The following is an 11,982-nucleotide window of genomic DNA, read 5'->3' as shown; positions in this document are numbered from 1 at the left end:
GCATTATTATGGGAAGCCAATCTGATTACGAAACCTTACAGCATGCAGAAAATATTTTAATAGAGTTTCATATTCCTTACGAAATTCAAATTATCAGTGCCCATCGAACACCAGAATTGATGTTTGAATATGCAAAAACAGCGCATAAAAGAGGTATTAAAATAATTATTGCAGGTGCGGGAGGTGCCGCTCACCTGCCAGGCATGGTCAGTGCATTATCGCCTTTGCCCGTATTGGCTGTTCCTGTCATGTCCAAAGCGTTACACGGAATTGATAGCCTGTTATCGATTGTGCAAATGCCTCAGGGTATCCCTACTGCTACCTTTGCAATTGGTTCTGCTGGCGCCAGCAATGCTGCATTATTTGCCATTCAAATTCTTTCTTTAGAAAATTTAAATCTGCTTGAAAAAATTATGATTTGGCGAAAAGAAAATGGGCAAATGGCGCTTGCAGGAAATAAAAAAATTCAAGAAAAATGTGTCTTAAAATAAGGACTCTGTTTTATGAAAACAATTGGAATTTTAGGTGGTGGTCAACTTGGAAGTATGCTCTCTGATGCGCTGCAAAAATTAGGTTGTAAAGTCATTTTTTATGCACCAGAACCCTTTTCGCCTTCGTTTTTACGCACACCTTTTTTTTATCAAGCTTGTTGGCTAGATTACGAAAAGTTATCTTCATTTTTTTCTGAATGTGATATTATAACATATGAATTTGAAAATGTACCCACTGAACTTTTAACTAAGTTACAACAACAAACTGGGAAAAAAATTTTTCCTTCAATAGAAATTTTAAAGACAACCCAAAACAGAATTTTAGAAAAAAATTTTTTATTACAACATAATTATCCAACTTGCCAATTTATTTCAATAGAAAATTATGATAATTTAATTAAAGTTACAGATGATTTTCCGTTTCCATATATTATTAAAACAGCTGCTGGTGGTTATGATGGAAAAGGGCAGTGGATAATTAATAGTTCTAATGAATTAAATCAATTTATAAAAACTTTGACAAAAGAAAATTTTGTTCCTCTAATTCTTGAAGAAAAACTTTCACTTTTACAAGAAGCAAGTTGTATTGTTGCACGCAATATGCAAGGTTCTAGTGTTTGTTTTCCAATTTTTGATAATATACATGTTAATAATATTTTACATCAAACAACATTACCTTCATCTTTGCCAACCGCTGTGCAAGAAAAAATTAAAATGCTTGCGTTACAAGCGGCACAAGATTTAGATGTAGTTGGATTATTAACAACTGAATTTTTTATTACTAAAAAACCATCACATTTAGATAAACAAAAAAATATAGAAGATTTATATATTTATATTAATGAATTTGCACCTCGTCCTCATAACTCTGGACACATAACTCAAAAATCTTGTAACTTTAGCCAGTTTGATGCATTGGCTCGTGTGTTGTTAAATTATCCTTTACACTCACCCCAATTATTACCAGGAAATTACTGTATGACTAATTTACTTGGCGAAACTTGGTTAGCACAAGATTTTAATAATAATAAAACTTTAAATTTAGCTGCATGGAAAAACTTTCCTGAAGTGATTGATATTACTCTTTATGGAAAAATAGAACCAACTTCAAAAAGAAAAATGGGACATTTTGTTACGTATTCCAATGATCAAAAAACTTCTATTCTTGTTGCAGATACATTTAAGGAGCAATTAAGTGCAAAACAAATTAAATAAAAATATTAAACTTTGTTTAGGGATTGATCCTAATCCAACAGAACATAAGTTTAAACAATTTAAAGAATGTGTGTACAAACATATGGAAATTCTAGATTTTTGTAAAAATTCGCTCTACAATATTATTATTAAACCACAATTCGCTTTTTTTCTTTCTTTTGGAAATAAAGGATTACTTTTGCTTGAAGAATTGGTTGCGCAATTTCAAAATACTTTTACAATTATTTTAGATGGCAAGTTTAATGATATTTCAAACTCTCTCCAAGCATATCTTCATTTTGCTTTCAACACATTAGGAGTTCATGGATTAACCATTAGCCCCTTTCTTGGAGAAAAGTCTATTCAAGTTTCTTTTGAATACTGTGCAAAAAGATGGGGAAAAAGAGGTCGAGTTTATATTCTTTGTGCAACCACAGAATCTAGTTCGCAAGAATTATCTTTTATTCACAATAACTGGAAAAATATTTTACTAGCAACCAGCAAGCAACAAAAAGAGGTTTTTAAAAATACGACTGATTTGTATCAAATAGCAGGTGTTGTTGTTGGAGCTAATCATAATTCTATTCTTTTATCGCCCGAAATTAAAGACAGTGGCCTATCAATACTGGCACCTGGTCTTGGTTTTCAATCACAAAAATGGAATATTATTCAAGAATGCGCTAACCAACCCAATGAAATTATTTTTCCTATTAGCAGAGCTATTTTTGCAGGAGGTAACACGACTACCCTGCAAATGCACAAAAACCTAAATGAGATTCAACAATATTTCTAAAGGAACACAGTTTATGGAAATGGTTAAAAATGTTCATCTGGGTAAAGTCAGAAATTCTATTATTTTAAACAACAATACAAGAATTATTCAGACATCAAACCGTATTTCAGCTTTTGATTTTATTTTTCCGTTTGAAGTAGAAAAAAAAGGAGAAATTCTCCAAGCAATTTCCGTTTGGAATTTTTTAAAAACCTCACATATTATTGAAAATAACTTAATTGGTTGTTTATCAAATTCGCATACATTAGTAAAAAATGCGGAAGTGTTTCCAATTGAAATTATTGTAAGAGGTTACCTTACTGGAAGTTTATGGAGAATGTATTCAGAACATGGTACGCTCGAAGTTTATAAAAATTTTGGGATTGCACTTCCTGAAGGGATGGCACAAAATCAAAAATTCCCACACCCCATCATCACACCAGCAATTAAAGTTCAAGGGAATCATGATCAACCCATCTCAAACCATGAAGCCGCAAAAATTGTCGGCAAAGATAATTGGGAATTTATCTGTACTAAAGCTTTAGAACTCTTTAACTTTGGTCAGAGTCAAGCGCATTCACGAGAGCTAATTTTAGTTGATACCAAGTATGAAATGGGAATTTTTGAAGACCGCATTATCCTTGTTGACGAAGTACATACTCCCGATTCTTCTCGTTACTGGTATGCAATTGATAACAATACGACAACCCCAAAACAGCTTTCAAAAGAATTTCTTCGAGAAGAAATACTAACTTTATTTAATAATAGCATTGAAAATGTTCTGAGCAATCCTACAGAGCATCCATTTTTACAAGACACTGAGCAAACAAAACACTTGGCACAAAAAATCACAGAACGATATCAAGAACTGTATCAAACTCTTATTGGCACTATCAGCACTCAAGAAATATTTCATCATTGTCTTGCAGACTGGCCTATGCCATCTCATTTATTTGACGAAATTATTTTATCTGCTACATACCCAAGCAAAGTTTTAGTTATAGGAAATGGGGGAAGAGATTATTCCATTTATTCTTCTGTTGCCAAACTACCCGAAGTCAATACAGTATTTTGCGCGTCTGGAGATAGGCTTTGGCAATCTCCAAAATATTCTCATTGTCCGTATTCCCAAATTCAAGACATTGCTCGTTTTGCTAAAGACCACAATGTTGGCTTGGTGATTTCTGGTCCAGAAATACCAATTGCGCAAGGGATTGCCGAAGCCTGTAGCACATATCAAATTCCTGTTCTTGCCCCCTCATTATCGTGCGCTTCGCTTGAAACAAGTAAAATATTTAGTAAAGAAATTATGCATGCCGCTGGCGTACTCACGCCACGTTCAACAGCGATAAGCTGGACTCACCTTAAAAATGCATTGCAACAGCACTTAACCGAAGGCCACACGCCTGATCTGACTTTGCCATGCGTTATTAAATATGATGGATTGGCAGCGGGTAAAGGAGTTTTTCTACTTCAAACTGTTGACGACATCTCTTGTGCTTTGCACTCTATTGAAAACAATATTTCAGATTGGGCGCAATTGCTAAACCAACTCAAAACTCCCTCGTTTAGTAAAATTCAAGGTGAACCTTTTTTTCTCATTGAAGAACTCATTACAGGCTATGAATTATCTGTGATTGCTCTGTGTAATGCCGAACAGTTTCGATTACTTCCAATTGCGCAAGATTACAAACGCCGCGATGATCATCAATCAGGACCTAACACTGGAGGAATGGGAACACTTGCTCCCATGTTCGTTTCTAATCCAATAATGGAGCAAATTACTGCGACTTTTAGTAAAACTCTTAAAGAGTTGAGTTTACGCAATATGCCTTATTATGGCTTTTTGTTTGCTGGATTTATGGTCGATAAACAGCAAAGCGCGTGGCTGCTTGAATACAATTGTAGACTTGGAGATCCCGAAACCCAAGTTATTTTACCAGGGCTACAACGTGATTTTTATATAGAATGTTTAAGAACTTCTAAAAAATTACCATTTTTATTTCAAAACAAAATTCAAACTCCATTTGACCATGATCAACTAAAAAGAGTTTTTGTTGTGGGCGCGGCACCAGAATATCCTTTTACAACTCCTGAACGCCGCGAAGTTCTTTTGCCTTCTGCTCACGAAATAGAAAAATTGAATTGCGAATTGATTCCCTCTGCTATTGAAACCGATAAAACCACAACAGGAGGAAGAATCCTTGGAGTCTTGGCCGCTCATACCTCATTTTCAAATGCACGCAACAATGCCTATGAAATTATGAATGCTGTTAAGTTAAAAAACAATTTTGGAGATGAGATCTCCCCTCATTTTAGAACCGATATTGGTTTAGAATTTGAAAACAATAACTAATTAAGTGGTAAAGCAATTTATGATTGTTGTGTTTGCAAGTGGTACTGGATCTAATTTTGAAGCAATTGCACAAGCTTTTCCAGCACAAAAAAAATTACTCATCTGTAATATCGAAAATGCAGGTGTTATAGAAATTTCAAAAAAATTAAACATTGACTTTAAAGTAATCCCGCACAAAAATTTTAGCTCGCGTGCAGAACATGAAAAGGCTATTTGGAAAATATTGCATACAATTCCAGATATTTTAGTCATTGCACTCGCTGGATACATGAGAATATTATCGACTACTTTTTTTGAAGAACTTAAAAATTACCCCACAAACCTTTCTATTATAAACCTTCACCCTGCTCCGTTAGATTTATATCAAGGGGCGCATGGATACGAATTTGCTATTAAAAATAAAATGCCCTGCTGGGGGTTATCAATTCATGAAACAATTCCTAAACTCGACGCAGGAAGGCTTTTAAATTACACTGAATTTCCTGTTTTCCCGTTTGAAACAATTATAGAACTTAAAAACAGAGTACGATCATTGGAGCATCAGTTATATACCGAAACCTTAAAGAACATTATAAGTAACAGAAAGGTTAATTATGACAGTAGTTACTCAATATGAAAAAGCAGGAGTAAACATCAAAGCAGGAGAATGGTTAGTTGATCGTATAAAAAAAGTGAGTCCTACAATTGGAGGATTTGCTGGCATTTATCGTTTGGATGACACACGTTCACTCGTTGCGTGCACAGATGGCGTGGGCACAAAGTTAGAAATAGGGATTGCGATGGAAAGGTACGAAGATCTTGGTCAAGATCTTGTGGCCATGAACTTAAATGACTTAATTGTATGCGGAGCAAGACCATTATTTTTTTTAGATTATTTTGCTACCGGGCGTTTGGATGTGGACATTGCGCACAGAGTCATTAAAGGTATTATTAAAGCATGCCAAGATCATTCCTGTCTATTATTAGGAGGAGAAACAGCAGAAATGCCTGGTTTCTATGATAATAACAAGTTTGATCTTGCTGGTTTTGCAGTTGGTGAAGTATTAAATAATTCGATAATCGACGGAAAAAAAATTAAAAGCGGTGATTTAATTTTTGGTTTTCCAAGTAATGGTTTTCACGCTAACGGCTACTCATTAATTCGAAAGTTATTGCAAACACACAATATATCTCTTAATTCTACCATTGAGGGAGAAATATTAGGTGATTACTTAACGAAACCAACAAAATTATACGTCAATGAAATTCTCAATTTAAAATCTCAAATAAAAATTAAAGGAATGGCACATATTACTGGAGGAGGACTCTCAAATATAACAAGAGTTTTGCCAGAAAATTTAATTTTTGAGATAGAAAAAAATAAAATTCCGACCCATCCAATTATGAATTATTTTCAAAAATTAGGTGCTATTTCTGATGAAGAAGCATATAATGTTTGGAATATGGGGGTTGGTTTTGTTATTATTATTGATCCATCCGATTCAGTTAACATAAAGTCACTTTGTCCGTCTTGTTTTGAGTTCGGAATCGTCTCTAATTTAAACAAAACACAAAAACAATAACTTATTATATAAAAAACAACATATTTTAATTTTTTAAAATTTATTTTAATACTACTTGGCAAATTTATTTTTTTAACGCTAAAATTGAAAGAGAATTTTTAACAACTAAACGACGAGATTAACATGACAGTAAAATATAAGCAGCCTAAGGGTATGTATGTCTTGGCGTATACAGAAGTATTTGAAAGACTGAGTTTCTATACTCTTTCTTATTTACTTGTTCTTTATGCTTCTGCACCTCTTGCACAAGGTGGGCTAGGCTGGAGTAATGAAAGATCGTTGGCATTAATGGGAATTTATACCATGGCAGCATTTACACTGCCAATAATTGGTTCTTTTATTGCAGATCGATTTATTGGACGTAGGGTGGCAGTTTTTGTAGGTGGCTTGACTATTATTTTAGGTCACTTTTTAATGCTATTTTCTAGCCATGAAATAATCTTTTATGCAGCACTTATTTGTGTGGCTTCAGGAACAGGATTTTTTAAACCGTGTATGCCCTCACTGCTTGGCGATCTTTATTCGCCGCACGATCAAAGACGAGAGGCTGGTTTTAGTTGGTATTATTTTGGCATCAATGTTGGTGGTATGGCTGCAGGTTTTAGTAGCGGAATCTTGCTGCAAAACTTTGGATATGGCGTCTCTCTGTCCTCTGCAGGAGTTGGAATGATTATTGGAATGCTAGTTTTTTATTTTGGTAAAAAGCATGTCGTTTTAGAACATTCTCCTAAAGTAAAAAAAATATCTCGCTTAGAAAAGAAACCTTTAACAGCAATTCAAATTAAATCTCTTCATACATTAATTATAACATTTTTATTTTTTAGTTTATGGACAGTAAGTTATAATATAACATCATCTGGTACTTTATCTTTATACATAGAAAAATTCACCGAAAAAAGTTTTTTTGGCTATGATATTCCAACAACATTTTTTATGTCTCTTGAAAGCTTAACTATTTTAGCATTTACTCCAATTTTAACGTATATATTATCAAAACTTTATCGTATAAACAAATATCCACATTTTTTTAGTCAAATTAATTTAGCAATGTTTATTTCTGCTATTGCTTTATTTTATTTTACATATCTTTCTTTTATAAGTTTACATGCTAGTAATTCAGAAAAACCATTTCACTATTTACAAATAATTTTATTTATAATTGCGTTTTCAATTAGTGAAACCATGATCTCACCAGTTATGATGTCAGCTATCAGTAGAATGGCACCTTTAAGATACAAATCACTATTTCAATCATTTTATCTTGCCATTTTTGGAATTACTAGTTTGATAGCGGCAAAAATAGGGGCATATTCATTAAAAGAGCCTTTTAAAACTTTTCTTTTTGTTAGTATTACTATTTTAATAGGAGCGATTGTTTTTTATTTTATCAAAGGTAAATTTATAAAAATTGCTAACGATGCAGCAAAAGAAGAACATAAAAAATTATCTAATTAAAATTAATGCGAATCAGATATATTAGTGACTTTCTTTTTTAATTTAATAAGAAAAATTGGCACAAATGCAATTGAAAATATAACCATCATAATTACAATCAACTGCAAAAAACTTAACATAAAAACTTGTCCTTGCACTCTATTGTACAATATTTGTAATGCAGCATCATTAGAGTTTGCTAGGCCAATATCTTTAACCATAGAATGAGACATATTTGCCATGCTTGAATTAAAATGAATACTCGAATTTTGATCAACGCTTGAAACATGAGTTAATAATTCATTATAATTTTTTTTCATATTTTTTGTTAACAATGTATCTATAAAAGCTATTCCAATACTGCCTCCAATTTGACGAAATAAATTTAATAATCCAGCAACTTGCCCTAGATCAAACCCCTTAAATTGACTCAAAATTGTAGAATTAATAGGCACAAATAAAAAAGCAAGTGCAAAACCACGAATATACAAAGAATTTAGCAATTGAGTTTGGGATGTTTCAGTAGAAAAATAAGTCATAGAAAACAAACAAAACTCAACAGAAACAAGTCCTATTATAATTAAAATTCTTGGATCAGAAATTGATTGAACAGATTTTCCAATAAAAGGCATCATCAAAGCAGTAAGAATTGAGCCAGGAATAAAAAGCTGTCCAGTTTGCGTTGCTGTAAAATTAAAAGATGTTGTTAAAAATACGGGGAGTACAAAAACAATGCTATATAAAAAAAATCCTAAACACGACATTAACGTTACACCACTGATAACAATCGGTTCTTTAAATAGTTTTAAATTTAAAATAGGAAATTTTGTGCGTAATTCCCACCAAATAAACAGCACAATTGAAATTGCTGAAATAATTGCACATGCTAGTATTGCTTTTGAAGCAAACCAATCTTCAGTATTTCCGCGTTCTATTAAAAATTGAAAGCATCCGATACCTAATGCTAAAAAAACAAATCCCAAGTAATCTAAGTTTTTTGTAGTTTTTTGTTGATCTGTTCTATCAAAAACACACAAAGATCCTATAAATATAGCAATCATACCAATTGGTAAATTGATATTAAAGATTGAACGCCATCCATAATTATCTGTTAAAAATCCCCCCATAACTGGACCTAAGGTTGGACCTACCATCACACTCATTCCAAAAATTGCTCCTGCAATACCAGATTTTTCTTTCGGAAATTGTTCAAATATTAAAGCCTGTGAAGTTGGTAACAATGCACCTCCAGCTAATCCTTGGACAATTCTAAAAATAATTAAGGTTACAAGATTTGGCGCTAAACCACATGCAACAGATGCCGCAGTAAATATTGCAATACAACCTAAAAAATAATTTCTTCGCCCAATTCTTTCACTAAGCCACGCCGAAACAGGTAAAATAATTGCATTTGCAACGGCATATCCTGTCACAATCAAACTGATATCATCTAAAGTTGCGCCTAAATTACCCATCATCGTTGGTATGGCAACATTAACAATTGAGGTATCAATGATTTCTAGCAAAGAAGCCAGTACTGCTACAAATACGATAAGCTTTGACTTAAAATCCATATAATAACCCTATGTTTTTTTTATTTTTAGAAATACAGAAAGTCCATTTTTTAAGATATCAATATCTTGTTCTGAAAGTTGCTCAAACTTTATTTTAACAGGAATACGTTGTACAACTTTAGTAAAATTACCAGTTGCATTATCTGGAGGTAACAAAGTAAACGTTGCTCCTGTTGCAGGACTTAAAGAAAAAACTTTGCCAACATATTTTTTTTCTGGAAATGCATCAATTTCTATATAGGCTTTACTACCAGGACTTATAGATTGAATTTCTGTCTCTTTAAAATTTGCTATCACCCATCGTTCCTCAGAATCTACAAAACCTATTAATGGAACACCTGATGCAGCCAGTTGCCCCACTTCTGCAGAAATTTTTCCGATAATTCCATGTCTTGGTGCTTTAATTTTAGTATGCTCTATTGTTAATTCCGCTTGAGCAACTTGGGCGTGCAAACTGTCCATTTGTGCTTTAATATCCGAATAATTTGCATAAGTTGAATCAAATTGTTGCTGTGTTGCAGCTCCTATTTTATAAAGTCTTTCTGTTCTTTTATAGTTACTTTCAGCCTCTTTTAATTTGGCAGTAACCGAGATTAGGTTTGCCTTTGATTGTTTAAGAGAATTTTGCGCATCACGATCATCTATTTCAATTATAATTTGTCCTTTTTTTACCTTTTGACCCTGTTCAAAATTTACTGCAATTATAAATCCAGTTACCTTTGGCGTTAGTAGAACTGCATGCCCCTCAATTTTTGCATTATCTGTAGAAACATAAACGATATTTTGATATACAAAATATAAAATTATTATAATCATAAATAATAAAGCACTTAATATTGCCAAGTTTTTTTTGGTTATTTTCATAATTATTCACCTAAAGTAAAAATTAAAAGTTGACTTATTTGAAAAGCTGAATAATATTTGGGTTGCTTTGTTATAAGCAATTTTCCTTATTGGTAGTTTCTATGCTTTATTTCATTAATAATTTCTTTTTCCTCTCTTTACTTCGATGTTGTATTTTTTGTCTTTACCCTTCTTAATTATAATATTATTTGCTTTAAAATTACACAGGAAATTAGAATGCTCTTTTCATACCCTCTAAAAAATTTAAAGATTTTTATAAAACCTTTGGCATACTTGCTCATGATTTTATTGGGCATTGCCTGTGGACTTTCATCAAGCAGCACATTTCAAAGCATTGGTATTTTTGTGTCAGATGCCTTTATAAAAATTTTTAAATTTATAAGCTTACCCGTTATTTCTCTGTCTCTCATTGTCACCATGTCGAGCTACCGCTCTGACGCCTCCACCAAAAAAATCTGGCGGCTTACATTATTTTATACCCTGGGAACAACTCTCATTGCAGCATCCATAAGCTGCTTGTTATATTGGATAATCCAACCTAGCCGCGTCCAAATAACAGCTCTTTCTGAGCCTCTTACAGCATATACTAACCAAAATTATTTAACGCACATTTTAAATATTTTACCGACAAGCCTGTTCTCTCCATTTTTAGAGCATCAAGTCATGTCGGTTTTATTAATTTCTGTTGTAATTGGCGCAGCCATTCGCTACATTCCAGAGCTTGAATCAAAGCAAACAATTATTCATTTTTTTCAGGGCGCACACTCTCTTTTTATTGTAATCACCAAATGGATTATTGCAATCATACCAATTGCTTTATTTGGCTTTATTACAGTAACCGTGATGCAGCTCAAAGAGGGGTTTGATTTTAAAGGTATTGGCGAATACTTAGGCATTATTGTACTTGCCAATATTGTACAAGGTTTAATTATCTTACCACTATGGTTAAAAATTAATAAAATTCCTGTACTGCAAACTATAAAGGGAGCATCTCCCGCTTTATCTTTGGCTTTTTTTACGAAATCTTCGGCGGGCACCTTACCTGTTACAATGGAAGTGGCTGAACAAAAACTCAATATTTCTCCAAAAGTAAGCCGCTTTGTTTTGCCCCTTTGCACCAGCATCAATATGAATGGATGCGCCGCCTTTATTTTTGCAACTGTTATTTTTCTTATGCAAAATAATGGTATAGAAATTACAGCAAGCACAATGATTGCCTGGATTTTTATTGCCACTATTGCAGCAATCGGCAATGCAGGTGTACCAATGGGATGCTTCTTTTTAAGCGCAAGCCTTCTTGCTAGCATGAATGTGCCGATTGTTCTTCTTGGACTTATTTTGCCTTTTTACAGTTTAATCGATATGCTCGAAACTTCGCTCAACGTTTGGTCTGATACCTGTGTCGCAAAAGTGGTCAATGAAAATTGTGAAAACTGAACTATTAAAAAATATCACCATACCAGCAACAATCAGAATTAAAGTGACTACTAAAGCAAAAACAGAAAAAGTTAAACAAGAGATTTTGCCAGATGGTAGCATTTTTTTAAGGGTTTATGTTACAGCGCCTCCAGAAGATGGCAAAGCCAATGACGCAGTGATTAAGTTAATTGCAAAAAGTTTTGGGGTTTCTAAATCCTCTGTTTCTATAATCAAAGGCCAAACAAGCCGCGAGAAGGTGCTTGAAATTAAGTAAACAAAAAACCTTAAATTATTCAATCAAAATTTTATCGCAACC

At 33.1% G+C, this 11,982-nt stretch carries 11 protein-coding genes; 9 read left to right on the top strand and 2 right to left on the bottom strand.

Annotation, left to right across the window (positions count from 1 at the left end):
* The first annotated feature begins 8 nt into the window (after nt 1-8).
* The 7 genes from purE (at nt 9) to Spiro2_RS04645 (ending at nt 7,830) form a co-directional block, all read left to right on the top strand.
* On the top strand, nt 9-491 hold the full coding sequence (purE, locus tag Spiro2_RS04675) for a 5-(carboxyamino)imidazole ribonucleotide mutase (RefSeq protein WP_422398027.1): 483 nt from the start codon (nt 9-11) through the stop codon (nt 489-491).
* A 12-nt stretch (nt 492-503) separates the two neighbouring features.
* The gene (locus Spiro2_RS04670; RefSeq protein WP_338637385.1) at nt 504-1,706 is read left to right on the top strand and encodes a 5-(carboxyamino)imidazole ribonucleotide synthase; all 1,203 of its coding nucleotides are present in this window, start codon (nt 504-506) and stop codon (nt 1,704-1,706) included.
* The gene (gene pyrF / locus Spiro2_RS04665) at nt 1,687-2,478 is read left to right on the top strand and encodes an orotidine-5'-phosphate decarboxylase (protein WP_338637384.1); all 792 of its coding nucleotides are present in this window, start codon (nt 1,687-1,689) and stop codon (nt 2,476-2,478) included. The genes Spiro2_RS04670 and pyrF overlap by 20 nt, the downstream gene beginning before the upstream one ends.
* Nucleotides 2,479-2,491: 13 nt before the next feature.
* Nucleotides 2,492-4,813, top strand: a complete 2,322-nt coding sequence (locus tag Spiro2_RS04660; protein ID WP_338637383.1) for a phosphoribosylaminoimidazolesuccinocarboxamide synthase — start codon at nt 2,492-2,494, stop codon at nt 4,811-4,813.
* Nucleotides 4,814-4,832: 19 nt separating this feature from the next.
* Nucleotides 4,833-5,429 (top strand): formyltransferase family protein, encoded by a 597-nt coding sequence (locus Spiro2_RS04655; RefSeq protein WP_338637382.1) that lies wholly within the window; start codon nt 4,833-4,835, stop codon nt 5,427-5,429.
* A complete protein-coding gene (gene purM / locus Spiro2_RS04650) occupies nt 5,407-6,375 on the top strand; it encodes a phosphoribosylformylglycinamidine cyclo-ligase (RefSeq protein WP_338637380.1) in 969 nt (322 codons plus the stop codon). Before Spiro2_RS04655 ends, purM begins: the two co-directional genes overlap by 23 nt.
* Before the next feature lie 123 nt (nt 6,376-6,498).
* Complete coding sequence (locus Spiro2_RS04645; protein ID WP_338637379.1) at nt 6,499-7,830, top strand: oligopeptide:H+ symporter; 1,332 nt, start codon at nt 6,499-6,501, stop codon at nt 7,828-7,830.
* 2 nt (nt 7,831-7,832) lie between these two features.
* Here Spiro2_RS04645 and Spiro2_RS04640 read toward each other — a convergent pair whose 3' ends face one another.
* Together Spiro2_RS04640 and Spiro2_RS04635 are read right to left on the bottom strand one after the other, a co-directional pair.
* Nucleotides 7,833-9,383 carry a DHA2 family efflux MFS transporter permease subunit gene (locus Spiro2_RS04640; protein ID WP_338637377.1) on the bottom strand — a complete coding sequence of 517 codons (1,551 nt, stop codon included), beginning with the start codon at nt 9,381-9,383 and terminating at the stop codon, nt 7,833-7,835.
* A 9-nt stretch (nt 9,384-9,392) separates the two neighbouring features.
* Nucleotides 9,393-10,247: an HlyD family secretion protein gene (locus tag Spiro2_RS04635; RefSeq protein ID WP_338637376.1), complete on the bottom strand. Its 855-nt coding sequence runs from the start codon at nt 10,245-10,247 to the stop codon at nt 9,393-9,395.
* A 216-nt stretch (nt 10,248-10,463) separates the two neighbouring features.
* On the opposite strand from Spiro2_RS04635, the gene Spiro2_RS04630 reads away from it, so the two are divergent.
* Nucleotides 10,464-11,684, top strand: a complete 1,221-nt coding sequence (locus Spiro2_RS04630) for a dicarboxylate/amino acid:cation symporter (protein ID WP_338637375.1) — start codon at nt 10,464-10,466, stop codon at nt 11,682-11,684.
* A complete protein-coding gene (locus Spiro2_RS04625; RefSeq protein ID WP_338637373.1) occupies nt 11,665-11,940 on the top strand; it encodes a DUF167 domain-containing protein in 276 nt (91 codons plus the stop codon). Before Spiro2_RS04630 ends, Spiro2_RS04625 begins: the two co-directional genes overlap by 20 nt.
* Nucleotides 11,941-11,982 lie beyond the last annotated feature (42 nt).

The organism is Spirobacillus cienkowskii (assembly GCF_037081835.1).
Lineage (GTDB): Bacteria > Bdellovibrionota_B > Oligoflexia > Silvanigrellales > Silvanigrellaceae > Silvanigrella > Silvanigrella cienkowskii.
Note: the sequence above shows the minus strand (reverse complement) of the source record. Positions and strands in the feature narration are given on the sequence as shown.

What these genes read in the sequence shown, in the direction of transcription:
- purE (WP_422398027.1), top strand. Translation starts at nt 9, where the DNA reads ATGGGAAGCCAATCTGATTACGAAACCTTACAGCATGCAGAAAATATT.
- Spiro2_RS04670 (WP_338637385.1), top strand. Translation starts at nt 504, where the DNA reads ATGAAAACAATTGGAATTTTAGGTGGTGGTCAACTTGGAAGTATGCTC.
- Spiro2_RS04660 (WP_338637383.1), top strand. Translation starts at nt 2,492, where the DNA reads ATGGAAATGGTTAAAAATGTTCATCTGGGTAAAGTCAGAAATTCTATT.
- Spiro2_RS04655 (WP_338637382.1), top strand. Translation starts at nt 4,833, where the DNA reads ATGATTGTTGTGTTTGCAAGTGGTACTGGATCTAATTTTGAAGCAATT.
- purM (WP_338637380.1), top strand. Translation starts at nt 5,407, where the DNA reads ATGACAGTAGTTACTCAATATGAAAAAGCAGGAGTAAACATCAAAGCA.
- Spiro2_RS04645 (WP_338637379.1), top strand. Translation starts at nt 6,499, where the DNA reads ATGACAGTAAAATATAAGCAGCCTAAGGGTATGTATGTCTTGGCGTAT.
- Spiro2_RS04640 (WP_338637377.1), bottom strand. Translation starts at nt 9,383, where the DNA reads ATGGATTTTAAGTCAAAGCTTATCGTATTTGTAGCAGTACTGGCTTCT.
- Spiro2_RS04635 (WP_338637376.1), bottom strand. Translation starts at nt 10,247, where the DNA reads ATGAAAATAACCAAAAAAAACTTGGCAATATTAAGTGCTTTATTATTT.
- Spiro2_RS04630 (WP_338637375.1), top strand. Translation starts at nt 10,464, where the DNA reads ATGCTCTTTTCATACCCTCTAAAAAATTTAAAGATTTTTATAAAACCT.
- Spiro2_RS04625 (WP_338637373.1), top strand. Translation starts at nt 11,665, where the DNA reads ATGAAAATTGTGAAAACTGAACTATTAAAAAATATCACCATACCAGCA.